At 56.9% G+C, this 25,096-nt stretch carries 17 protein-coding genes and 1 pseudogene; 8 read left to right on the top strand and 10 right to left on the bottom strand.

From position 1 onward, the window contains the following. Positions 1 to 7: 7 nt before the first annotated feature. From BW33_RS03880 to BW33_RS03900, 5 genes are read right to left on the bottom strand one after another with little or no spacing between them, the layout of a single operon-like run. Positions 8 to 1,249 carry an MFS transporter gene (locus BW33_RS03880; RefSeq protein ID WP_047597186.1) on the bottom strand — a complete coding sequence of 414 codons (1,242 nt, stop codon included), beginning with the start codon at positions 1,247 to 1,249 and terminating at the stop codon, positions 8 to 10. Positions 1,250 to 1,262: 13 nt separating this feature from the next. After that, positions 1,263 to 3,113, bottom strand: coding sequence for an IucA/IucC family protein (locus tag BW33_RS03885; protein WP_047597187.1), 1,851 nt, complete (start codon positions 3,111 to 3,113; stop codon positions 1,263 to 1,265). A gap of 36 nt (positions 3,114 to 3,149) precedes the next feature. After that, the gene (locus BW33_RS03890; RefSeq protein WP_047597188.1) at positions 3,150 to 4,310 is read right to left on the bottom strand and encodes an NAD/NADP-dependent octopine/nopaline dehydrogenase family protein; all 1,161 of its coding nucleotides are present in this window, start codon (positions 4,308 to 4,310) and stop codon (positions 3,150 to 3,152) included. A 28-nt stretch (positions 4,311 to 4,338) separates the two neighbouring features. Then, on the bottom strand, positions 4,339 to 5,382 hold the full coding sequence (locus BW33_RS03895; protein ID WP_047597189.1) for a PLP-dependent cysteine synthase family protein: 1,044 nt from the start codon (positions 5,380 to 5,382) through the stop codon (positions 4,339 to 4,341). A 14-nt stretch (positions 5,383 to 5,396) separates the two neighbouring features. Continuing rightward, positions 5,397 to 6,791 carry a Y4yA family PLP-dependent enzyme gene (locus BW33_RS03900; protein WP_047597190.1) on the bottom strand — a complete coding sequence of 465 codons (1,395 nt, stop codon included), beginning with the start codon at positions 6,789 to 6,791 and terminating at the stop codon, positions 5,397 to 5,399. A 614-nt stretch (positions 6,792 to 7,405) separates the two neighbouring features. On the opposite strand from BW33_RS03900, the gene BW33_RS03905 reads away from it, so the two are divergent. From BW33_RS03905 to BW33_RS03930, 6 genes and pseudogenes are all read left to right on the top strand, one after another. Further along, positions 7,406 to 8,296 carry an HpcH/HpaI aldolase/citrate lyase family protein gene (locus tag BW33_RS03905; RefSeq protein WP_052032679.1) on the top strand — a complete coding sequence of 297 codons (891 nt, stop codon included), beginning with the start codon at positions 7,406 to 7,408 and terminating at the stop codon, positions 8,294 to 8,296. Between the two features lie 25 nt (positions 8,297 to 8,321). Beyond that, positions 8,322 to 8,723: a ParB N-terminal domain-containing protein gene (locus BW33_RS03910; RefSeq protein ID WP_047597191.1), complete on the top strand. Its 402-nt coding sequence runs from the start codon at positions 8,322 to 8,324 to the stop codon at positions 8,721 to 8,723. 109 nt (positions 8,724 to 8,832) lie between these two features. Then, a complete protein-coding gene (locus BW33_RS03915; RefSeq protein WP_047597192.1) occupies positions 8,833 to 11,049 on the top strand; it encodes a TonB-dependent receptor in 2,217 nt (738 codons plus the stop codon). A 70-nt stretch (positions 11,050 to 11,119) separates the two neighbouring features. Next, positions 11,120 to 11,494 carry a hypothetical protein gene (locus tag BW33_RS03920; protein WP_047597193.1) on the top strand — a complete coding sequence of 125 codons (375 nt, stop codon included), beginning with the start codon at positions 11,120 to 11,122 and terminating at the stop codon, positions 11,492 to 11,494. Between the two features lie 1,182 nt (positions 11,495 to 12,676). Further along, positions 12,677 to 13,278 (top strand): annotated as a pseudogene (locus BW33_RS03925) (RHS repeat-associated core domain-containing protein); the annotation flags it as partial. 382 nt (positions 13,279 to 13,660) lie between these two features. Continuing rightward, positions 13,661 to 14,092, top strand: coding sequence for a hypothetical protein (locus tag BW33_RS03930; RefSeq protein WP_047597195.1), 432 nt, complete (start codon positions 13,661 to 13,663; stop codon positions 14,090 to 14,092). Positions 14,093 to 15,451: 1,359 nt separating this feature from the next. Here the strand turns inward: BW33_RS03930 and BW33_RS03935 are convergent. The 4 genes from BW33_RS03935 to BW33_RS03950 form a co-directional block, all read right to left on the bottom strand. After that, positions 15,452 to 16,993 (bottom strand): hypothetical protein, encoded by a 1,542-nt coding sequence (locus BW33_RS03935; RefSeq protein ID WP_047597197.1) that lies wholly within the window; start codon positions 16,991 to 16,993, stop codon positions 15,452 to 15,454. Between the two features lie 235 nt (positions 16,994 to 17,228). Continuing rightward, positions 17,229 to 18,719, bottom strand: a complete 1,491-nt coding sequence (locus tag BW33_RS03940) for a hypothetical protein (protein ID WP_047597198.1) — start codon at positions 18,717 to 18,719, stop codon at positions 17,229 to 17,231. After that, complete coding sequence (locus BW33_RS03945) at positions 18,716 to 20,392, bottom strand: hypothetical protein (RefSeq protein ID WP_047597200.1); 1,677 nt, start codon at positions 20,390 to 20,392, stop codon at positions 18,716 to 18,718. The genes BW33_RS03940 and BW33_RS03945 overlap by 4 nt, the downstream gene beginning before the upstream one ends. Before the next feature lie 619 nt (positions 20,393 to 21,011). Further along, entirely contained in the window at positions 21,012 to 21,884 is an 873-nt protein-coding gene (locus BW33_RS03950; RefSeq protein WP_027605750.1) for a helix-turn-helix transcriptional regulator, read from the bottom strand. A 117-nt stretch (positions 21,885 to 22,001) separates the two neighbouring features. On the opposite strand from BW33_RS03950, the gene BW33_RS03955 reads away from it, so the two are divergent. Beyond that, positions 22,002 to 22,259, top strand: a complete 258-nt coding sequence (locus BW33_RS03955) for a hypothetical protein (protein ID WP_047597201.1) — start codon at positions 22,002 to 22,004, stop codon at positions 22,257 to 22,259. A gap of 197 nt (positions 22,260 to 22,456) precedes the next feature. Here the strand turns inward: BW33_RS03955 and BW33_RS03960 are convergent, their stop codons facing one another. After that, complete coding sequence (locus BW33_RS03960) at positions 22,457 to 23,371, bottom strand: LysR family transcriptional regulator (RefSeq protein ID WP_027612769.1); 915 nt, start codon at positions 23,369 to 23,371, stop codon at positions 22,457 to 22,459. A 269-nt stretch (positions 23,372 to 23,640) separates the two neighbouring features. On the opposite strand from BW33_RS03960, the gene BW33_RS03965 reads away from it, so the two are divergent. After that, a complete protein-coding gene (locus BW33_RS03965; RefSeq protein WP_047597204.1) occupies positions 23,641 to 24,663 on the top strand; it encodes a zinc-dependent alcohol dehydrogenase family protein in 1,023 nt (340 codons plus the stop codon). Positions 24,664 to 25,096 lie beyond the last annotated feature (433 nt).

Raw genomic sequence — 25,096 nt, forward strand, 5'->3', positions numbered from 1 at the left:
ACTCCTTTCATTCCCCGTCCGGGGCAGGGCTTGGCTGCATCGCCGCCGGCCAGTAGCGCAACGCGACGATCGGGATCAGTGCGACGACGTAAGCGAGGCAAACAAACAGATAGGTGTACTGCAAACCGTAGGCCTGACTGAGCAGACCACCGGCAGAAATCCCCGCAATCGAAGCGAATTGCGCAGTGCCCTGAGCGATGCCCAGTACATGACCCTGTCGCGAGCTGTCGGCGGTCTTCGAGATCAGCGCCATCAGCACCGGTGTGGTTGCACCCAGCAGCACGCCCCAAATGAAGTAGGCAATGACGAACACCACCGGGTTGTGGGTGACGCCTGCCACCGCAGTGAGGACGATGCAGCCGATGATCACGTAAGCCATGCGCTGCAAGGTGTCCTGCTGACCACGGTGTTCGAAATAACGCGACCACGCCGTGGCCGACAGAATGAAGCCCAGCGCCAGCAAGCCGTAGCACAGACCGACCACCGAATTACTGACCTCGAACACCGAGCTGACATACAGCGAAAACGAGGTCTGCGGCAGCATCCGCGCCAGCAACAGAATGCCCATCACACCGAGTAGCGACAGCAATGGCGAGCCTTGCCAGAGGCTGCCGGAACGAGCCGGCGCAGTTTTGTCGACGATCACGGCTTTCTTCACCGGCGGCACGTCCGGCAAGGTCACGGCGGCGATCACGGTACACACCGCACACAGCGCCGAAGCGATGATGTTGATCCAGAAGAACGTCGCGTAATCGAGGATCAAGCCGCCGACCACCGCACCCAGCAGCGAGCCGACATTGGTCGAAATCTGCAGAATGGCGAACAACCGTGCGCGCCGCGACGGCGCTTCAATGCTGACACCGTAGGCCTGTGCCGGCGCGATATAGCCGGCAAACGCGCCCTGCAGAAAGCGCAGGATCAGAATGACCCAGATATCACTGAAGAGCGCCAGCCCAAGCTGGGTCAACGACAAACCGGCGAGGGCGCGGATCATCATCAACTTGTGGCCGTAGCGATCACCGATCCGGCCCCAGAATGCACTGGTGAGAATAATGCCAAGCATCGGCCCGACGTACACGGCGATGCTGGCGAAGCTGAAAAGCGACTCTGACGTCGTCAGCCCACGCAGGTGGACAGGCCAGAACGGCCCGCTCATTTCCATCGCGCCCATCGATACCAGCTGGATCGCAAATAGAAGATAAATCAGGATTCTTACTCTCGAACCCTGGATGGCACCTGCTTGGGACATGAGTCAGCCTCGGTTAAACGCTAGCGAGCGGGTTGGTCAGGGTGTGTTGCAAACGATAGTTGCTGTATTGCATCAAGTGCATGCGCAACAGCGAACGGGTTGGCCATGGCTCTTCGACGAACGCCTTGTGCTCGGTTTCCCACACGTCTGCCGCGACGCGGTCGCGCACCGCTTCGAAGGCGAGGTCGGTTTCCTCGCGCAACACCTGCCAGAGCCGCGTGTTGTTGAAAGCGTATTCTTTGGTCAGCCACAGGGCCATTTCATGCAGGTGCGTGAGGAACGCCGCGTCGAGCACAAACATGCGCACCGGCTCGATATCACCGGAGAACACCGTCGGCAGAATACCCGGCTGCACATGCGGTTGCAGGCTGTAACCACGGCCCTCGAGCAACGGCGCGTAAGTGCGGCCATCACCGAAATCGCGGATCAGCAGACTACGTGCTTTGCCGTCCGGGGAGAACAGCACCATGGTGTTTTGCTGGTGCGCCTCAAGGCCGATGCCGTACATCAAGTAGATCGCCACCACCGGGTGAGTCACCACTTTCGCGTACTCGCGGAACCAGTTCTCGACCTGGGCAGCATCGGCGCGCACGCCGTCGCGTTCAATCAGATCAGTGAACAGCGGACGACCGGTGGCGGGCAAACGGGTGAACAGTGAAGCCACGGTTATCGGCAGGCACTCATCGTTGCGTTCGAATGCAGGTGCGCTGGCGCGATAAACCACGGACAGATGACGGCCCGGGTGATCGTCCTGCGTCACCGCGTTTTTGTAACGCACACCGATTTCTTCCGGGAAGATTTCCAGGCGCTGATCGAAGCCGTTTTCCGTCGCGAGAATCTTGCTGATCACCGTGCTGATGCGCGGGCCCATGTGAATCGACTTGGCTTGCAGGCTGCGCAGTTCGCTGGTCATCCACACCGCGATAGGCAGTTTGATCAGCGGCGCGGATTCGTCCAGCACCGGCATCATCGTGCGATAGGACATGGTCGGCAGGGTTGGCAGGTCCGGACCGTCGGTGATCAGAATGCCGTCGGCGATTTCTTGTGCGAAGGTTTCCAGCACGTAGGCCTGCAAATGCCAGCTGTGGATCGGCAAGGGCAGCCATTGGTTTTCGTCGAGCCCCTTGCTGTTGAGCGAGGCTTTCCATTGCGCCCATTGCGTCGGGAAATGCTCGGCGAACCAGGCGCGGTAATCGATCACGTGCGGCATGCTTTCGCTTTTCGCGTTGTCGGCGCGCAGTGCGGCGATGCGCAGCGGCACCTGTGCGTTGAACTCGGGCGACAGCTGCTCGACCTCTTCATCGGTCAGGCCCGGGCGGGCTTTCCAGGTCGGGTAATACGGGTGGCCCTCCAGCGAACCCCACTGGTCTAGCAGGATCGCGGCGTCCTTGGTTTTGGCGTGCTGGCGCAAGTAATCAGTGAAGCTGTTCAGCCCCTGGTCCTTGGCGGCTTGTGCCAATCGGGCGTTCCAGTGCTGGCGATGCTGACGGGCGTGGGCGTCGTTGGTCAGGCTGTTTTCCATGTCGGACTTGAGCCCGGCTACACCTTCGTCGGTCGGCGCGAAGTCGAAGCTGTCGCGCAGCACATCAAGCATGTCCTGGTGGCTGGTGATGACCTGGCGCACGCCTTCATCGGTGACCAACACCACGTCACCGTCGTTGACCACGGTATCGGCCGGGCCTTTGGCAATGTCGGAAAAAGCCAGGTGGGCGCGGCCGCCCTTGAGCGGATACGTGGCCTGGTTGCCCTCGACGGAAAAGCTCAGGGCCGCTCGGTCGAGGATGTTTTCCGCAAACAGGCAACGCACCAGACGGCGCATGGCATTTTTGCGGGAGTAGGCGATCAGTGTCTTGAAGTCATCCATATCAGCGGTCTGCTCGTCGAAAATTGAGAAAGAAGATCAAGCGGCGGCGCTTGTCGTGTGCGGCCATTGGCGCGGGAAATAGTCGAGTGCCGAGTCGCGCAGGCCTTCCATGTAGGCCACGCTCCACTGCAAGACTTCTTCGATATAAGGCACCTTGAGGTCGAAGCGTTTGGCCATTTCCACCAGCAGCACCAGGCCGTAGGCGACGTCTTCGTTGAAGGCGCGACTCTCGCGCTCGATCACGTAACCGGCGCGGTTGTCCGCGGCCGGTACCATCGGTGCGAGGATGTCGTTGTAAGCCTGATTGGTGCGCAGGATCGAGAGCATGCTGCTCGGGTCGCGGATCTGCTCGCCGTATGCCTCAACGATTTCCTGTTTCAGCGATTTCACCGAGGACAGGTCGATGCCCAGACGCTGGCTGATTACCGCACACAGTTCCTGGCTTTCCTGATCCATGCGTTCAAGGAAATAGGCGCCGAGTTCCGGGCATTCGGTCCACCAGCACATGCGCTGCGGGAAAATCTTGCGATGCCACTGGCCGTAGGGGCCGATCAGGCCGTAGATCACCGAGCTGTGCATGATCGGGTTGCCCGGCGTCAGGGTGATTTCCAGAAAGTGGTCAAGCATCGTCACGCACGGGCCGTACAGCCGCGTGAGTATTTTTTCCAATTGGCGGCGCGCGGTTTGTGGCTCCCGGGCGTGGGTTGCCACGTACAACTGGCTTTTGCCGCCGCCCATTTTGATCGAACGTCCCGGGGTCAATTCGAACGCCGTGTGCGGAACATCCTTCATGCCCCAGATCACCACATTCGGCCGGTCGGGCAGGGTCGCTTCGGCCAGCCAGTCGAAACCGCAAAAACCGGGGATGGCGCCGATGAACACCGGTTTGCTGGTGGTCAGATGCGGCGCAATGTCTTTCAACGTTTGCGGACGGGCGTGGGCCGGCACGGTGATGATGACGATGTCGGCATCTTCCACCGCGGCTTTCGTGTCGCTGGTCACCCGATCCAGTCGGGCGCTCAGCGTCGAGCCATCCGGCAACAAGGCCTGCATCGGCGTATGACGGACGTGGTGTTCGATAACCTCCTGATTATGGGTGTGCATCGAAACCTGAACATTCGGCAGCTGCTTGAACAGGATGGCGTTGAGATGGCCGGTCCTGCCGCCACCACAGATGGCGACTTTCAATAGATTCATCGAGAGGCGTTCCTGTGTGAAGAGTGGGTCATGCGACGCTCAGTTGCAGCGGCGCGGAAACAGAGTCCAGCCAGTGGGTCTTGCCCAGCCAGGCGTCCAGTTGCGGGGCGATGCTCGGATCGATCAGATCGCGCTCCTGCAGCCATTGGTCGTCGAACACCGTGTGCAGGTATTTCTCGCCGCCGTCGGCAATCGGCACCACGACGTTGCCGGTCAGCACGCCTTTGTGGATCAGCTCCAGTGCCTTGAAGATCGCACCACCGGTCGAGCCGCCTACCAGCAGGGCGAAGTTGCGCGCGATGTAGCGCGCGGTTTCGAACGCCTGCGAGTCGGTGACTTGCACACCCAGATCGATGCAGCTGTAGTCGAGCACCAGCCCCACGGTGTCGCCGGCCGGCGTACCGGTGCCGGATTGGTAGTACGGGTAGCCGGGGTGACCGAAGACAATCGAACCGGCCGGTTCCACCGCGACGGTGACGGTGTCCGGGTTGTGCACTTTCAAGCCGCGTGCGATGCCGGTCATCGAACCGCCGGTGCCGACGCAACCTACGTAAGCGCCGACAACACCTTCAGCCTGGACAATGGTTTCGCGGACGAAATCGCTGTAACCGCCGGCATTCGCCGCATTGTCGGACTGGTTCATGAACACCGCGCCGGGAATTTCGCTGGCCAGCTCGGCGGCCATCTGTTGCCGCTCGACCACCGCGACTTCATCTTCGCGATAAGTGCCTTTGACGAAACGAATGTCGGCGCCGAGGGCCTTCATCACGGCGATCTTGTCTTGTGCGGCGTGGTGATCGACCACGGCGATGAAATGCAGGCCGAACTCGACGGCGGCCATGGCCAGGCCAATCCCGGTATTGCCCGACGACGATTCGACAACGACACCGCCGGGTTTCAGGCGACCGGACTTGAGCGCCGCCAGCACCATGTTGCGCGCCATGCGGTCTTTGATACTGCCGCCGGGATTGTTCTTTTCAATCTTCAATAACAATCGCGCGTTGGTATCCGGAACATCGATGCCCAACATCGGTGTATTACCAATAAGGTCAGAGACTTTATTCAAGATCATTGCAATTGTTCCCTTTAGTAGTCAGGTGAAAACGCATAGTTACCTTCCGTACAACAGGTCGCCGTCAACCGCCGGGGAAGGGGATGGCGATGAAACTCGTTTTCCAGCAAATCCATCTGGTAACCGGCGGTGTTGATATAAATCAATAAGTCACCGGTTTGCGGTGCCGTCGCAAAGTTGATCAGACGGTGGGTAATGACGTCATCGTCCAGGCAACTATGGCCGGCAATATAAGCTTGAATCGGGATGTTCGGCTGTTGTTTGGTACCGACAAGTATCGGATCCATCAGATATTCCGAGGCAAACCAGGTTTCGCAAGCGCTGAAACTGCTGCCCTCAACGAAGATCACGGTTTTATTGTCAGCCAATTGTTTGCTGCGCGTGACGCGAAATATTGAAATGGCAGCTTGATCGACCAGGCTTCGGCCCGGCTCGAGTGCGAGGGTTATATTCTGAGTCTTCAAGTAATTGGCAATGGAAAAACCGTGCGAATGCTCGGTTTCGAGCAATAACGTCAGCCATTGTGTAGCGGTCAGTTCACTGCCGTAAGGATAATAAGTGGCGGGAACTTTCTGATTGTAATAGTGGCTGGCGTTATTGTCGTTCTGCAGGAATTGAGCGTAGGCCTGCGGTTCGACATAACGAATCGGCAAGCCGCCACCGATGTCGATCATCTGCGGATTCAAGCCCATTTCCCTGGCAGCCTCGATAAAACCGCTGACCTCGCGAAAGGCCTGCGCGCGGGATTCGAATCCATAGCCGCCGAGGTGAAAATGGAAACCTTCAAAGTGAAAACGCTCAGGTTGTTCTGTCAACCGTTGCAGGCATTGCAGCAGGTCTTGAGAGCCCATTCCGAATCGGCTCTTCGGACTGCTTTGCGGTCTGTAACGCAGTAAAACTCTGGTTTTTGTCGGACCTGGCTGTGTTGGGAACACGCTATGCAGGTGATCGAATTCCTCCAGCGAATCCACGCAAATCAATGAACCGGCGCTGATCAACGCTTGATGGAAAACGGCTGTCTTGGCTGGTCCTGTGGCGCAGATTTTTGTGCCCGACACACCTGCGCGCAGGGCAGCATTCAACTCGTGAATGCTCGACACATCGACGCCGATCCCCGAATTCGCTGCAGCGCCGAGCATGCTTTGCGACTTGTTGGCCTTGGCCCCGTAGAAAATGGCGTGGGGCACTTGGTATTGCTTCAACACGTTCAGCAGCGCTTGCGTGTTTAATTCAAACGCATGGGGCCAGACCAGATTTAACGGCGAGCCCTGTTGCTCCACTAATTCCGTCAGTTTGTTCGGGAACTTGTTGATAAGCGTGGAAATAACTGGGTCGATCAGCGGCGTTAACATCGCCGGGTGATGAACTTTATATGGCTGCTCAACAGCAGATTTATTTGTTGTAGGCATAGTTAACCCCTGGCGTCGAAAGTTACGTCGCCATTGATAGTTCGATCACCGATCGTTATCGATGCAGGTCGTTTTTTTTGCTCGTCAGCGTCGAGGCTTTAAACAACTGGGAGGCGGATGCCAAGTGAAGTCCGCTATTGGATCTGTCGCTCTGATCGTAATAAATGGTTCACAAAACAATTGCATGAGAACCCCATTCCATAAGGTTTGTGCGGACGTATTGAATGGCCATTAGTTGCGGACCATTGCCCTGTAGCAGCCTGTAGCTGATGTTTAAGTGACATCACTGACAGGTACTTTTCCAGATACCGATGACTTGCTTTGAAACGAGAATAGTTCCTCTTGGTGGCGTGAACAATATTGCGAACGCGAACGATTATCAAGTAAGGTTTTCAAATATTTTTCAATAACGACCTGCTCAGGGCGAATCCATGAACGTGTATTTACACGCTCAAGGACTCGTTCGCCCCGAGATAAAAAAGTCCGTTAATTCCTTGAGCAATAAGGCCTTAAGGGCTTTTGCGATAAGCCCCGTAACAGCAGCCAAACACGCCGTTGAAGGGGCCTGAAAATTTTCACAAACCACGACTGGTTCACGTCAAAGGAGCAACGCCATGCAATCCGATCGACTCAGCCGCAAAGCGCCACTCGCGATCAGCTATCTGTTCGTGCCGGGCAACCGTTCCGAGCGTTTTTCCAAAGCCTGCGAAGCAGGGCCGGACGCGATCATTCTCGACCTTGAGGATGCCGTTCATCCGGACAGCAAAGCCGCCGCCCGTGACGCCATCCAGGCGTGGCAGGAGAAAACGCCGAGCGTTGCTTGTGAGCGTTACATTCGCCTCAACAGCGTCAGCAGTTCGCTGTTTCGCCAGGACCTGAGCTGGCTCAGCGACATGCGTTACCCCGAGCGTTGCAGCGGGATTTTCCTGCCCAAGGCCGAATGTCCCGAGACGCTGGCGCGGGCGGTCGAGCGCTTGCTGGAGTGGCAACCGACGCTGGCGATCGTCGCGATCATCGAGACCGCCAAAGGCCTGCAGCAGGTCGAGTCGATCGCTGCAATTGCGGGCGTGGCGCGGCTGGCGTTTGGCTCGCTGGATTTCTCGCTCGATATCAACTGCAGCCAGGTGCCCGAGGCGTTTCTGTTTGCCCGCAACCGCATCGTGCTGGCGTCGCGCACGGCGGATCTGCCGTCGCCGATCGATGGCGTGACGCCGGCAATCAGCGACTTGGCGGTGGTTGCCCAGGACTCGCAATACGCCCGTTCGCTGGGCTTCGGCGCCAAGCTGTGCATTCATCCCGGGCAACTGGCGACGGTGCAGTCCGCCTTCCTGCCGGACTCGCGTCAATTGGCGTGGGCCGATCGTGTGATGCGGGCGGTGGCCACGGGCAGTCACGCGGTGCAAGTGGACGGCGAGATGGTCGACTTGCCGCTGATCGAACACGCCCAGCGCCTGCTCGATGTGGCCAGTCAGCATGCGCCGGTTGCCCGCGCCGATGCCTGCTGAATCCCCGGCGAATCAGGAGATCACCATGGATCACGGTTATCAGATTGCGCTGCGGCCACTGTGCGAAGTGTTGCAGTCGGAGCAGGTCGATCCGGCCAACGTGAGGCTGCTGCGCGAGTCGATTGTCCGCGCCGGGCATTGGCTGGAACCGATCATCGTCGAGCGTTCGCGCGGCATCGTGATGGACGGCAATCACCGTTTCACCGCTGCGTTGCAGTTGGGCTTGAGACGGGTGCCGTGCATCCAGCTCGACTACTCCGATCCGCGCGTCTGTGTGCGGCATTGGCAGACCGGGCAGGCGTTCGAGGTGGCGCGGATTTTCACCACCATCGCTCGCGGCGAGATTTTTCCGTACAAGACCACCCGGCACGCGTTTGACCCCGCGCTGCCGCTGGTCGCGATTCCGCTGGAGAGCCTCTACGCCTGACCCTGATCGGGCGACGGAAAAAAACTTTACTGCGGGTGATACTTTTTCGCAGATCGACTGGCAATAGGAGTGATTACCATTTTCCCTCGATGAAAAGGATCCTCACGTCATGCCTGTTGTCAGTCGTCCTTGCGGTGAGCGGGTGTTAAAACTCGCCGTGCGTACCGCCATGCTGAATTTCGTTTTGGTCGCAGGAAGCGCCAACGCTTGGGCCGCCAGCCCCGAGCAACCAGGCGTTGCCGCCGACCCCACTGCGAACGCCGCGCCGGACGCGCTGACCCTCGACACCACCAACGTCAACGCCCGTTACAACGGCGCGACTGCGTTACCGGAAGCCCTCGCCGGTGGTCAGGTGGCTCGCGGCGCACGGCTGGGCATGATGGGCAACAAAGACGTGACGGACACGCCGTTCAGCGTCACCAGTTACACCGCAAAAACCCTCGCCGATCTGCAAACCGTGACTGTCGCCGACGCCTTGGAACGCGACCCTTCGGTGCGCTCGACTGGCCAGACCGGCGGAATCGTCGATTCGTTTTTCATCCGTGGCTTCCCGATTGGCGAAGGCAACCTTGGTGAGCTGGCGTTCGACGGCGTCTACGGTGTCGCGCCGAATTATCGGGTGTTCACCGACTACGCCGAGCGCGTTGAAGTGCTCAAGGGGCCGGGCGCGCTGATGTACGGCATCTCGCCGAACAGCGGTGTCGGCGGTGTGATCAACATCGTGCCCAAGCGGCCGCTGGATGAAGACCTGACCCGGTTCACCGGCACCTATGCCTCGGATTCTCAGGTCGGTGGGCATCTGGACCTGAGCCGGCGCTTCGGCTCGGAAAACCAGTTCGGCGTACGTTTCAACGGCAACTTGCAAGGCGGCGACACGGCGATTGATGATCAGCACCGCGACCTCGGTATCGGTGCAATCGCTCTGGATTATCGCGGCGAGCGCCTGCGCCTGAACCTCGACTACATCAGCCAGAAAGAAAGCTGGGAGGGCGCTTCGCGGCCCTTCACCATTGCGCCGGGCGTTGATGTGCCGTCTGCGCCGAACGGCCGCACCAATCACTCGCAAGACTGGGGCTGGTCGGACACCAAAGAGCAGTCGGCGTTGCTCGGTGGTGAATATGACCTGACCGACAACGTCACCGTGTTCGCCCATGCCGGTGGCGGCAAGTCCGACGTCAAGCGCCTGTCCGACCAGGTGCCGAGAATCCTCAACGACGCCGGTGATACCAGCAACATTCCCGGCTACTACAAATTCAACGTTGATCGCTCGACGGCAGACGTCGGTATGCGTGGTGTGTTTGCCACTGGCCCGATCACTCACACCACTACGGTGATGGCGACCCGGTATCAGGATGAACTGTCACGCGGCATCAACAACGGCACGGCCATCCTGTCGAATATCTACCACCCGATCGACAGGCCGCAGCAGTACATCAATTCGCCAAAAGTGTTGCGCGTGTCCGAATCGAAGCTGTCCGGCGTGGCGTTGACCGACACGATGTCGATGCTCGATGACCGCTTCCAGTTGACCCTTGGGGTACGGCGCCAGGACATCGAATCGCGTAACTACAACGCCGCCGGTGCGGTCAGCTCGAAATATAAGGACAACGCCACTACCCCGCTGGTCGGCGTGGTGGTCAAGCCCTGGGAAGACGTTTCGCTCTACTACAATTATGTAGAAGGCTTGAGCAAGGGTGACATCGCCCCGGGCACGGCGGCCAACGCTGGCGAGACCTTCGCGCCGTACGAGTCGAAGCAGCATGAGGTCGGCGTCAAATACGAACACGGCACGTTCATGACCACGCTGGCGTTGTTCCAGATCGAGAAACCCAGTGGCGAAGTCGGTGCCGACAACGTGTTCTCGGTGCAGGCCGAGCAGCGCAACCGTGGTGTCGAGTTGAGCATGTTCGGCGAAGTGCTACCGGGCACTCGCCTGATGGGCGGCGTGACCGTGCTCGACGGCAAACTGACCGATTCGGCGACCCAGGCCAACCGTGGCAACAAACCGGTCGGCGTGCCGGATGTGCAAGCCAACGTTTGGGCCGAATGGGATACGCCATGGCTGGAGGGCTTCACCCTCACTGGCGGCGCAATCTACACCGACAGCCAGTACGTCAACCAGGCCAATACGCAGGAACTGGGCTCCTGGACCCGCTTCGATGCCGGCGCGCGTTATGCCACCAAAATTGAAGGCCGGCCGACGACGTTTCGGGCCACCGTTCAGAACGTGTTTGATCGTGAGTACTGGTCGGGCGTTGCTTCGTACGGCGCATTCTCCCCGGGTTATCCGCGAACCTTGCAGCTGTCGGCCACCGTCGACTTCTGACGAATACGGGAAGGGTTGCTACGGCAGACGTAGCAACCCCATTTGAACATTTCGGAAAGAGAATATTCGCATGCTGGACAAGCAGGGATTTACCTCCACTGACAGGTGTCGTCCGTTTCAGGCCACGACCAATCAACTCGCACTCGAATTTGATTACAGTACGAACCGCCATATCCGCGAGATGCTGTGTGTTTACGGACTGCGTACCAGTCTCTTTCGTTTGAAGGTGATCAATGCATTAGTCCTGGCTACGCAGGAGGAACGTTTGATCGGTGTGCAGGGCGTGCATGCTTATATAAAAGCGTCTTCTTCCGAACTGACGATTGTCAGTGTGCGGGAAGTACTCAAGCGTCTAGCCGAGGTGGGTGTGATCGCTTTTCAGTCGGACAGAAGTTACCGATTTACCACCGATGCGTGGGACATGCTAAAACCACATCTTGGATAAGCAGCACCGCAAGCTCGGGCCGTCAGTCGCCGTTTCAACCAGAATGAAACGCACAGTCCGCTCTGGTTCATGTCATCCGAAAAGCTCAAAACGATCCGGGACCCGATACGATTGGCAATTGCCATCGGCGATGGACAAACCTGGCCCGGAACGAGCCTCACTGGTGGTTTTCTGGCTGCGATAAATCGGATCGAAGACCAACGGGTGAGCCTGTGGGCTGCACCTGCGAATGGCGATCTCTCGCCGACCCTGAGCTCGCCATGCGACAGAGTGCCCAGTCAGTCGTCGGTACCAGTTCCCACAGGGGGGCGGAAATGAACCAAGAGATGCGAAAACGATCCAGTAAGTGAAATCTGGTGAAGATCCGCTACTCAGTAGAGCTGAGTTTTACGTAGGAACGTGATTTTCCACACGATTCAGGCAGATGCGCCAATCCAAATCGTGTTTGCACAGCCTCGGCCGGTTCCTGCCTGTCGTCGTTGGCTGAAAGTACTCCGACTTTCATGTGATGGGCGCGTCTCCGTTGCCGCATACGCAGGAAAAGACGTCATCGACTCGGTCGATGGGTGCTCGTAGGTCGAGGACAGTACGGCACCGAGTCGATCGCCGACCTGGTTTCCACGTCAAAAAATACGCGCTTGAGATTGAAATCTTTGCGTTGAACAAAAGGCTCAGGGCTCGGATTTCGCGTAGTTGCGCGTAAAAAAGGCGTTTTCAGCGTAGTGGAGTAGGGCCTACATTCTATTGCTAATGATCAAAACAGTTGGTGCGATGCTGGTTTGCGAGCAGTAGCGTATGACTTTTCCGAAAAAGGGCTGTTGGACTTTAGGCTGGGGGCATCCTTTTCAAACCATCCAAAGCATGCCCTCAGATGTGCCCCCAATGTAGTAATCGACTGGAAGTGAATTCAGCTCCATGGTTTGTGGAAAGGCAGAAATGATCAGATAAACAGTCTATCCGGCGTCGCCTAAAGGCTGTCGGGATCGCCAAAGAACATTTTGACTGGGCTCTAGCGCAGTATTTTTAGGTCGGAAAAACTAAAATATGCCACCAGTTTTGCCCCCCCGTAGCGTGGGATATGCGGATGATCGAGATTGGCGATCTCTGAGGCGGAGCAGGGTGGTCGTCGATGGCTTTCAGTGTAACTCCTCATCGGATCTGGCGGGAGGGGGCAGGGCTCATGCTCGCAAACAGCGAGAACTGGGTTGCGGTTTCACCTTGTATGGGTGGGACGGCGACAACCTCGCCTGGGAAAGTAGCTCAGCGCAGGCCGATGGTGAGCCGGGTCGCACGGTTCACTACATATTCGAACCAGGCACCTTCGTCCCGGTCGCTCAAGCTGTGCGCCACGCACCGATCAACCTCATGGGCCAGCCGGACTACAGTGGTGAATACAGCCTTGATGAAGATCCGCTGTGGAATCACAAGGCTAGCGCGTTACCGTTTGATGCGTTGGCTTGGTATCAGTGCGATCACTTAGGTACGCCCCAAGAACTGACTGACTATCAAGGCAGCGTGGCTTGGGCTGCGCAATACAAGGCATGGGGCAGGCGACGGAACAGCACTCAGGATGGGCGCGGCAGAATGGGGTGATGAACCCTATACGCTTCCAGGGCCAATATCATGATCATGAGACGGGACTGCATTACAACCGACATCGGTACTATGACCCCACGGTAGGGCGGTTCATCAGTAAGGATCCGCTCAGTTACGATGCCGGGTTGAACCTTTATCAGTGCGCACCGAATCCCACAGGTTGGACCGATGCTTTGGGACTGTCTCGAAAAGGCACTACATCTGGCTCCAAAAAAACCAACACTGCCGAAGGTGCAGCAGACGCAGCGGTAGCAGGAGGGAAAACATCTGGGGCGGCATCTGAGTTTCGCCAAGGAGACCACGTTATTACGGGTGTAAGCGGTGAAGAAGTGCCGCATATTCCCAGGTAACGGCGGGGCTGATGGGTACGCCAGCAGATAAACGCGCCCAATGGCACGGCGGATGCGCAGAGGTGGTTTGCTTGGATAAAGCTATGAATGCAGGCATTGATCCTGCTGGAGGAACCATTCGGACCGTTAATATTGGTGGCTCCGGAAATGGTCATGGCACAAACAAGGCTCCTTGCTCCTCGTGTGCCGACCTTTTACAACATTTCAAGGTTAACGTCGTATGAATCAAATTGATTTTAAGAAATATAACGTTGGCGCGATTATTCGGCCATCTGACAATCGCGAAGCGCTTAAGCAACAGATCGGATTTTTGGTCAAGGTTGTGGATGCATTGGGTATAAAATTCTCTGATTGTGAGGATGATCCTTTGCGTCTTGCAAAAGACTATGTAAATGGCAAGATCCCAATTGAAGTCTGTAAGGCCGAGGCTTCGGTTTGGTGGGCGAAAATCGATGAGAAAGGCGCAATACGTGACTTTCAAGATAAGGACGTATTACTGGCGCGGCTAGCTATCTGCCTGCTGTCAAATGATGAAGATGAAGTTTCTGTAATGGGAGATAATCTTTCATGGTTTCTTGAGGTGCTGGGATTCTTGAAAGTGGATATGATGACGCCAATGAAAATGATGATTGAGTATTTTGATTTTAAATAAAATTTAAGATCGCCAAGAACCGAGCATGCAATGAAGCTGGGAAGCGGAGTTCATTGCTGAAGCGAGAGGAGAGAGAAGGGCAGTGGTGCCAGTTGGCCATAATTGAGACTTCGCTTCAAAGGCTGTCTGGAACGTTTCGAGATCTTTCGTACGCCTCTCAGGGAAGATACGAGACCACGGATGCTCCTGGCAGCTTGCAACGCATGGGCGCTGCCGGATTTCAGCCATGATTGGACACACCTTCTTTAAAAGGCAAGCTAGTGTGATGCGCCATTGCGCTTTAAGCTGCGCGCCCTTTTAAGGGGCGTTAGATGCAAAGGTCGCTGAAATACAAACTGGTTCATTGCTGGCCTTACCACTGCTAAGTGCTTGCTCATCACTTGGATCACTGGGCGTTGGGTGCACTGTGCCAGAGCTCCATGTGGCACCGCAAACTATGACCAGCTCTCATCTGGTTAGAGTTGAACTTCCATTGGATGTCGTCGATGATCTGTTCTCTGATTTCGATAGGGCTATGCGGAATCTCACTCATAGTGCGCTCTCGGATGATTGGTTCCTGCATAAAAATGACTGGGGGGTGGAAAGTAAGAAATTCATAGATAAATATAAGGAAAGTAAAATGCTTGATTCTAATGAATGCGACGGTTCGCCGGGTAAATGTAGCGAAGCGGAGTAGCTCTCGACGACTAGATGCGTTTCGGTTGTTTTTACGGGGTAGGGTCGAGGGTTCATATCTCCCTCAGTCCACCCATCCTCATCAATAGCCTGCTTGGCCTCAGGCTGGGGGCATCCTTTTCAAACCATCCAAAGCATGCCCTCAGATGTGCCCCCAACGTAGCAATCCACTGGAAGTGAATGGAGCTCCATGGTTTGTGGAAAGGCAGAAATGATCAGCCGAACAGCCTGCCAGACAACGCCTAAAGACTCTCAGGGTCGCCAAAAAACATTTTGACTTGGCTCTAGCTCGGTAGTTTCAGTTTAAAAAAATCCTAATATGCCCCCAATTTTGCCCCCACTCAGAAGCCTTACATGAGCGATCACGAATGGCGATTCCTGACGAAATCCAGAATGGCTCTGGATGGCTCTGGATGGCTTTCGGTGTACGTCCAAACTGGGTAGGGTAGGGTACTGGAACGCCCAGACGTTCTCCCTCGGTGATCTGGAATCAAAGCAGGTTATGTGCAGCCCAGTTCTTGTCCGGCCCGCCTAACGCAAAGCGGCCGGTGCGATTTTCTACCTGCCTGTGTAGCTTGGCACTGCGATAAACATGGCTCAGTTGGCAGCATCTCTGTATTCGCACCTAGCAGACGGCGGGCTTGCCCCCCCCGTCTGCCCGCTTCAACCCTGGAAGACCGCTACTTACAACCCTTCAATAAACATCTCTTGAACTTGATCGGCACATTCAAACGCAGCCTCAATTGCTTTTTGATTCGCCCGCGTAATCTCCCCCAGCACGTCGCGTAGCGCATCCAGGCCGTCATCAAGACTACCTGCCTCCATCACACTTCTAAGCGCTTGCACATAGCACTCTTGCCCAGGATACATATCGATACCGGCCCGCTCGGTCTGCCCGAACACGCGGTAAATCAACCGTCCCTGAATCATCATGTACGCTACTTGTAGTTCCAGGCTGCTCCACAACTCGTCACTGCTTCGGAGCGCGAACACAGTCGCCAGGGTTTGTGCCAGCAGGTATTGCCCCAGCATCTCTGCACGGTCTGAGCTCTGATGCTCTTGTAGGCGAGCGCTCACCAGCAAGAATGTGGCGAAGCAGCAGTCAGTCAGTGCCGTAATGAGCTCTCGACCTTGTGGATTGTCCAGGCGCATACGGCTGACGGCATCGTTGATGACATCGTCGTATATCGCAGACAGAACGTTGTCTAGCAGGTGAGGTAGCTGTGGTTCGCCCCCGCCAACCGAGCGCTGCTGCAGGTTGCCCAACGCCACAACCAGCTCTTTGAGCATGTTGGTCATCACCAGCACTTCGTTCTCTGAAAGCTGATCGAAGTACTGGAAATCGTAGTCGTTGATGTAGAGATTCTTCGCCTCGCAGCGAATGCTGCGAATCTCGCTGATCGGGAATTGCTCGAGTTTGCGAAGTGTCCCCTTGGCCCACACTGCCTGAGCGGTCACCACCAAGAAGTCCTTGGCAGTCTGCAGGAAGGTTTTATCGACGATCATCAGGATGTCGTATGGCTTGATCTGCCCAGCCGATATCTCGATGACCTTCTCGACCTTGTACACCTTGATCGAGGGTGCCACCTGGATCTGGTGGGACAACCTGTGTCGCTTGGCCACTGCATTGAGGATCTGCAGCTGATCTTGCTGATAGCTGCCTTCGAACGCGGGCTTGCGGATAGGCTCAGGCTCAGGTTGCGGTGGCCGAGGAGGAATAACAGCTGCAGGCGGGGCGCTGATAGGCTCTTCGCGTACAACTGGCGCCTGGCCGGCAGCAGGCTGCCCAATGGGCGCCTCGACTGCATGCCCCACCGGCTCGGCAGGTTCCTGCAACTGCTCCGCTAACTTCTCCAGCAGTTGCAGCAGAGCCTCGGGCTTCATGCTCGAACCGGCCATGCCGAACGCGCAGCCATTACCCAAGAACAGTTCAGAGCCTTTTGTGGCCCGACCCTGAGTCGTGGCTTTGAACTCTTCCCACGGCATATGAGTTTTAGCCGAGGTGGTAGTCCAGTCGTTTTTCCAGAACAGGCCATGTGAGGTAAACGCCAGGCCGTTCTTGGCCGAACCGAAAACCGTCGAATCAACGATGGCGAACACTTTCGCGGAAGAGGGCATGCCATACGACGCGGCGGCGTTATCGGCCTTCTTGCGTGGAATGTCTGGGGCAACGTAAAGACCTTCGGAATGGAAATTCTGCAAAACACCAAGTACTTTTTTTTCCATGACTGCTCTCACTGGATCAACTGCGTTCGCATTCGTTGCGCACGGATTTCACTACGCGCCAGAGGGCAGGGCCGCGGGCGCGAATTTGATAACTATCAGAGTTCTGAGTTGTGGCTGTATGGCTTTGCTTCCGTCTGCTAGCGGCGCATTGGGTGGCCTGCGATAAGGCGGCCGTACGGGCGGTAGTCCGGCGGTCTCTCCTTCATATCTGCCAAGCTTTAAATCTTTGAATCTGTCACGCACTCGCCACTAGCCGCTCGTACTCAGCGTCCAGGTAGGTATCGACGGCCTTGATGTCGAGCCTTCCGTCCTGGTACCAGGAGTTGAGTTCCTTGAGTGCCAGTGTGCCGAAGCGCGCCCAGGCAATGAGGTTTGAGCGCAACATGAACTGGATCATGTCGCCGCCCGAGCGAATCGCCGCATCGGCGCCATCTACCACGCAGAGGGTGCCGTGTGCCATTAGCAGCATCCGCTGAAGTTCGGGATTAGTGGCCGATGGAATGCACTCAGCCCATTCCTTCTCGTGATAGAAGCGCTGCTTCACGACCCACATCACTCGGGTCAACATTTCGCTAAGCATCACCGGAATAGCCATTGCCAGGCCGTGACGCAGGTCGTAGCCCTTTTCGAACACCTGGACGGCGATCGTGGCGAAGGTTTGCCGATGCTGTCCAAACTCGCCGAGGTTGATGAACTGCAGTAGCGAGTAAAAAGGAATCGGAATACCCGACCCTCGCGTTTTTGCGCCAGAGGAGCCGGCCACATCCGAGAACAGGTGCCCCAGCCAATTCATGCAGCCGCAGAACAGCTTAGCCACCAGGTTCGAGCCCTTGAGCTCGAACGTTTCGGTATCGACACTGATGATTCGGCCGCCATCGACGAAATGTGCGCTACTGGTGAACTGATCCAGTATCGAAAAGAACAACCCGACTAGGTCCGGCGAATGCGCCAGGCTCTTGATGTGGTGGTTGCGCGTGCTCATCTTGAATAGGCCGCCGACATCGCCGCCGTGACGATGGTCGTAGTTGACCTTGTACTTCCTTTCCAGGAAACCAATGGCGCTGGTTACCGGGTCACTGCCTTTGTTAGGGCCTTGCCAGCCGTTCCAGGCAGCGAACCTCCGCACCGCGTTATCGGTCATCTCGTCAGTAAAGTGGGTGAGTGCTCCCTGACCTGGGAGGCCGACGAACAGAACGTCCACCAGGCCGCCGATCAGGCCGCAGGTGCCGGCGATCATGTAGTCGTATTTGTCGCACTGGGCGCCCTTGTACGAGAACTCATCGCGGATGCGTCTTTCCAGCGCAATACGTTGGCTTGCGCTCATCAGGTCGCGGAACGGATCGTGGCCAAACTCGATCCGCCGTCGCTGGGCATAGGAAGCGACCTGGTCGAGATAGCCACTCCAGTCGCTCTTGCCTTTCATGTCGATGAAGTCGAGGTTTGGCAGCGGCGTGCCGACGCTCACGATGTTTTCTTGTACGGCATAACTACTCTCGACAAGCAGCGCATCGTCGTCATCCACCTCGAAAATCACTTGGTTCCCTTCGACCAGTGTTTCAGCTTCGAGCATCAACAGTTCGAGATGCTGGCGGCTCTGTGCCTGCGTGACCTGCAGGCTTTGCAGTGCACCATTGACCAGTCCTACGTGGTTTAGCGCGGTGTTCAACTGGTGCTTTTGCACCAGCATCGCCTGGGCCTGTTCAGTCGACGCATTCTTAATGCTCATGAGAACAGACCGAGCAGCTTGCCCTTAGCCTTGTCTGCCATGTCGGCGGCGCCGCCGACAAGTACATCGCTGACGTTGAAATAACCGACCGCTTCAAAGGCTCGGGCAAGGTTCTCCAGCGCCTTCGGCGAAACGCCTGGTTTGATTGCGAGCTTGAGCGTCTCGAACTGCTGGCCGTCCTTCTCCTGGGAGAATGAACGTTCTTCGTAGAACGACCTGATGAAGTCGAACAGCTCTGCCTTAGTAGGCTCCTTGGTGAGCGTCTTGAGCTTGGCGTCGTCGAGGAAACGAGCGCAGCGCAGTTTGGTCGCGCTGCTCTGGGTCGCTTCGCACTTGTTGGTCAGCACGGTACCGGCGCCGGTCATCTGCCCCATCATGGAGGTAAGGCGCTGGATCATCTGGCCTTGCTCGCCATGCTCGGCCAGGGCCTGGCTCAGCCGATCGGTAATGTGGTTGAGGTCCTGCATCAGCAGCGAAATGGTCGCCTGGGTCTGCTTGATGACCTCGACCAGCATCAGCTCGCGTCGCTTCGAGCGCGTGAGCTCGTCCGCGCCCGTCAGTTTGCGCACGCCTGCGTAGGCGCCCACACCGAGCAGCACGGCGACACCGATCCCCGTGGTCATGCCCGACAGGCCGAGTATGCCGCCCATGCCCAGCGTGGCGAGGCCGGACGTCAGCCCGGCCGCAGACATGCCTACCACCGAACCCGAGAGATACACTGCGGCCAGTGGGGTGCCGACAGCCGCGGCCTTCGCCGAAAGCAGCTTCAGCGCGCTGACAATTTGGTCATCGGTGACATCGTCCTTCAGCATGCTGTGGTCGTTACGGATGGCCGCGACGGCGAGGTCGATCTCGTCATCGTCGACCTGCAAGAGCGCACGGTTTCTTTGTAGGAAGCCAAAGGTCTCCAGCGAGCCGCCGCCGGTGGAGAAGTGCAGGTTGATCAAGTCTTTGGTCAGAGAAATGTGCAGCGGCCTAATCTGCCCCCGTGGGCAATGGCTGTCTAGCTCCGCAAGCAGTGCATCGAGCGCTGCCGCCTGGTTGAAACCGGTCATGTAGGCGCGCACAGTGAAGCGCGACTCGGGTTCCAGGTCCAGCCGCGTCATCAACAGCAAGATCTCCGCGAACTCTTTTTCATCGATGACCGAGTCGTTGTCGTAGGCCATGTTCACGATGACTTTGAGGTAAGCCACTTTGACTGCTTCTTCCATCTCCTCGAGAGGGATGAGCTGTTTTTCGTCCTGGAACTCGGTGAAGTTTTCGATAACGCCCTGCAGCACGGATGCGAGTGCTGCGTAGTCGCAATCACTCAGGTCCTTGATGACCAGTTGGCTATTATCCTTACGCTCGAAGATCAGGATGTGCTCGAGCTTGTCCATGCTTCCGGTGTGCACCTGGGTGTACTTGGCGCTGCGGATATCTTCGTAGGGGAAGTGGATCGGGTCGGCGAATCCGGAGCGGTAGATCACTTGCTCGCCAGTGAACAGCAGACCGTCCTTGCCAGTACCGAACAGGGTGTTGTCGAACAATGCCACGACGTTTCCTGGCAGCCCGTTGTATGCGAAGGCCTTAAGTGCGTTGTTCAGCTTTTTTTCATCGATCCCCGGAGCAACGGAAACATTCTTGGAAGAGATAGAGCGGAGGTTTTCGCGAAGATAGGCGCTAACACTCATGGAAGGTCCTTTTCTAGGTTAAGCGAGTCGCGACATGCTAACTCGGATGGTGGCGCAATGCCATTTTGACTTTAGGCGATAGCGGCTACACACAAGCAGTTCATGACTGAGCCTTTTCGCGTGCCGAAAGGGCGCGTTTTAACTCCGAATATTCGCGGTGCAACTCGTAGCCCTTCTTGATCACCACCACGAGCCCAATGGTTGCCAGGAGATTTTTCATGGTGCGTTCCTTTCGGGTAATTTGACTTTTTGGGTCTGGCGCAGCGACCTGAGTCGATGAGGTCAACCGTGTCAGATAGGGGCAAGATATGTAGGATTTCAGGGTGTATCTAGAGTGTTTACATGCACAGGTAAACAATCCATGCAGGTTCGGGGGGCGAAGTCATGGATGAACACCTGGCATAGTTGGAAAGGGGCTTGCAGTTCGAGAGGAGGACGTTCGAATCCGGGGCTCGGATGGATGGGCGCTTGGGCCCTGGGCCACTGCAAGTGAAGCTTTTGCAAGTGAATCAATGGGCGTTGAAGTGCACGCACATCCCAAGCACCTTGGGTGTGTCACAAACTTTACATATGTCTGCACACTGGCCACGATTCAACGCCATCTCTCCTGTAACAGGGCTTATACATAGAGCCAAGGGGTCAACGCCTCCAGGTTCTTCACCACGATCTGTTGTGCCGGGGCCTTGGGCTCAAGCTTTTTCGGATCGATCTGGTAGCGCTGCAGTACGTAACCCACGAGCGCACACCGCGTCGGGATGACCAGTTCGCCATCGTCCATACCGAAGTCGACTTCGATGATCGCCTTCTGGTCAGGTTTCAGCCGCGAATCCGGCTCGATTATCACATCGATGAGGGTGTTCCATTCCTCGTCATCGCCGATCAGGTTCTCGCTCGTTCGCTCGAACTCCGGCTCCCCACGGAATCTGCTCAACACGAAATCCCGATACTTGCGGTTCTTCTCGCAGTAGGCCCGTACATGCCAGCGCATGCCTGTGTAGATCAAGGTATGCGGCGAGATCAGTCGCGTCTCCGGTACTGGGTTGGCTAACGACACGTATTCAATGGCAATCACCTCGCCATTGCGGCATGCCTTGAGCAGTGGCCTCAGTACCTCTGGGCGTATTGTGCGGTTCGGCACCTCCAGCACCTTGGTGTGTGCATAGGCGAGTGCCAGCCCCTCCACATGCGGTGCCCGCGAGTGGGTCTGGTTCAACAGTTGCAGATAGGCATTGGCACTGTCGTCGATGAACAGCGGCTTGAAGTGCTTGCTCGGCACATAGCCCTTCAGTTGTTTGTCATATGTAAGATTCTTAGGCGCATGCTCGGTGATGTAGGTGTTGATATCCTTGGATGCTTGCTGGCGACTGATGCCGAAGCTCTGCATCAGATGGCCCGTGGTCAGGCGGCCCTCCCACCAGGCCACGGTCTCGATCAAGCGATAGCGAAGTGCCAGGTCCCAGCGAACCTGATTGATCTGCTGAGTGCGTTTCATGGGCCGTCCATGTGCGTGATTTGTTTACCTGTACAAGTCTACAATCTATACGTGTAAAAAAACATTACATATCCTTTGGCTGTCTTTGGAACAAATGACCTAGCGAAAGGATTGAGCATGACTAAGACGGATGTGATTTCGACAGCGGCGCTGGTGATGATGGTGGCGATTGCTGTGCTGCTGTTGGCCCACTACTTGAAACTGCAGAAGGTGTGGACGGTGGTCGTCAATTGCCGTGCGAGCCTGCGTTGGGCGCGGATTCATGAGACAGAGAACAAGGAGCTACGTTCGGCGCTTCGAGCGGAGAGGGAGCACGTAGATCAGTTGCTGAGGAAGGTGGCTCTACAGAATGCGGTAGAGCCGGAGGGCAAATGACCGCGGTGTGTGGGAACAACAAAGGGTGACATTTCTAGAAGGGAACTGTTGGACCTCAGGCTGGGGGCATCCTTTTCAAACCATCCAAAGTATGCCCTCAGATGTGCCCCCAATGTAGCCATCCAACGGTAGTGAATGGAGCTCCATGGTTTGTCGAAAGGCAAAAATGATCAGATAAATAGCCTGCCCGACGACGCCTAAAGACTCTCAGGATCGCCAAAAAACATCTGAATCCGCGACCGCAACCAACGCTCCCCCGGATCGTTGTCCTGCGACCCGCGCCAAGCCATATGCAGCTCAAACGTACGCGTCGGCAGCGGCGGATCTTCCGCGCGCACGCCGCCGGCAGCGGTCAGCGCATCAGCGGTGTAGTCCGGCACGGTCGCAACAATGTCAGTGCCCGCGAGCAACGTGCTCAAACCATTGAACTGCGGCACGGCCAGTACCACGTGGCGCTTGCGCCCGAGTTTCTCCAGCTCTTCATCGATGAAGCCACTGAGGTCGCCGGCGAACGACACGAGCGCATGCGGACGTGCGCAATAGTCATCCAGGCTCAGCGGCCCCGGCACGGTGTCGGCGCGTAGCAGTTTCGGCTGGCTGCGCCGCAGCACCTTGCGCTTGGCGTTGGCCGGCAGGTCGGTGGTGTAGCTGACGCCGATGGAGATTTCGCCGGAGGCCAGCAGGCCCGGCATCAATATGTAGTTGACTCGGCGCACGACGAGGACGATGCCCGGTGCTTCGGCGCGCAGGCGCTTCAGCAGCATCGGCAGCAGGGCGAATTCGACGTCGTCGGACAGGCCGATGCGAAACACCGAGGTGCTGGTGGCAGGGTCGAATTCCGCCGCGCGGCTGACAGCCGTTGAAATCGAGTCGAGCGCCGGGGAGAGCAGGGCGAAGATTTCCACCGCGCGGGCGGACGGTTCCATGCTGCGTCCGGTGCGCACGAACAACGGGTCATCGAACAGGCTGCGCAGGCGCGAGAGCGCCGCACTGATCGCCGGCTGGCCGAGAAACAGCTTCTCCGCGGCACGGGTCACACTGCGTTCGTGCATCAATGTTTCGAATACGATCAACAGGTTCAGGTCGACACGACGCAGGTCATTACGATTCATCTGGAGTCCTGGCAGAGTCATCAAGCTTGACGAGAGCGACCATATGAGAACAATGGCCGGCATGAATATTACGGGGAAAGGCTGGTACTCTGCACCGCTAAATTCAGCTCTACCGGGCCGGTTGCGGCATTTTTTCATCGATTTTGCCAATGCCGTTCATACTGCGGAATCAATGACAGGCATGTCGACTATTAATAGCCACTGATAGTCTTGGGTCAAAAGCCCAGATAGAGTTCAGGGCATTAGAGGTTACTTTGACGAGGTTTGCGATGTCCCGCACGATCCGTTTTCACAAGTTTGGTCCGGCCGAGGTGCTCAAATGCGAAGAGCATGCGGCCGCTCAGCCAGGTCCTGGCGAAGTGCAGGTGCGTGTCGAGGCGATCGGCATCAGCTGGTACGACATTCTCTGGCGTCAGAACCTGGCCTCGTCCCAGGCACGCCTGCCGTCCGGTCTCGGCCATGAAATGGCCGGCGTGGTGACCGCCGTCGGCGAGGGTATCGACGATCTGTCGGTGGGCGACAAGGTGGCCAGTTTTCCGGCCGAAAGCCCCAACGACTACCCGGTGTATGGCGAGCAGATCGTGCTGCCACGTACCGCGCTGACCCGCTATCCGGATGTGCTCAGCCCGGTCGAAGCCAGCGTGCATTACACACCGCTGTTGATCGCCTATTTCGCCTATGCCGATCTGGCGCGGGTCAAGCCCGGGCAGTTTGCCCTGGTCACTGATGCCAGCCATTGCGCCGGTCCTTCCTTTGTCCAGCTTGGAAAGGCGCTGGGTGTGCGGGTGATTGCCGCGACGAAAGCTGCTGATGAGCGTGAATACCTGCTGTCCCTGGGCGCCGAGAAAGTCATTGTTACCGAGGAAGAAGACCTGTTGATGCGAATCAACAAGATCACTGATAACCGTGGCGTCGATGTGGTGTTCGACGGTCTTGGTGGCCCGCAGATGTCGTTGCTCGGCGATGTCCTCGCACCGCGTGGCAGCCTGGTCCTGTATGGCCTGCAGGGTGGTAACCAGACACCATTTCCGGCCTGCGCGGCGTTCCAGAAGAACATCCAGTTCTTTGTGCACTGCATCGGTAATTTCACCGGTAAACCCGAGTTGGGCATTGTTCAGGATCACGTCGCCTTGCAACGTGCCCTGCGTGATATCAATCAGTTGACGGCCGACCGCGTGCTGCTGCCACTCAAGACTCGGGTCTTCCCGTTCAACGATTTCGTCGAAGCACATCGCTACATGGACGAATGCCCATGCCGTGAACGGGTCGCCCTGCAGGTCGAACCCGCGTAACTCCCTCCGAACAGAGTCCGTGAACCCACGGACTCTTGCGTTTTACCCCTCGCAAATAATCAGACATACCGGGCATGGTGCGTGGCCGGTTGTACATCTGAACCGGTTTTTGTCTGCCATCTGTATCTTCTAATCGTCATATAAGCCCTGATAATTGAATGATTACTTTCATCTCAAGGAATGAGCCATGTCTGTGCATTCTGTTTCCCGTTGCGCGTTTAATGTTTTCTTTCGTGGGCGATATAGCGATTTCTGTTTAATGGCTGTAGGTTATTTCCTATTGTTGTTCTGCTTTTCTTGTACTCAATATTCGTGGGACGCTGTAAGAAGTTTCATCAGATATTTTTATGTACGAAAAAACTCAATGGCGGCGGGGGTTTGCGTCACCTGAGGTGGTGGCTTCGCCGACTTCTTTGTGTCAAGTGTTTCAAAT

The sequence above is a fragment of the Pseudomonas sp. RIT288 genome (assembly GCF_000631985.1).
In the GTDB taxonomy this organism is placed as follows: domain Bacteria; phylum Pseudomonadota; class Gammaproteobacteria; order Pseudomonadales; family Pseudomonadaceae; genus Aquipseudomonas.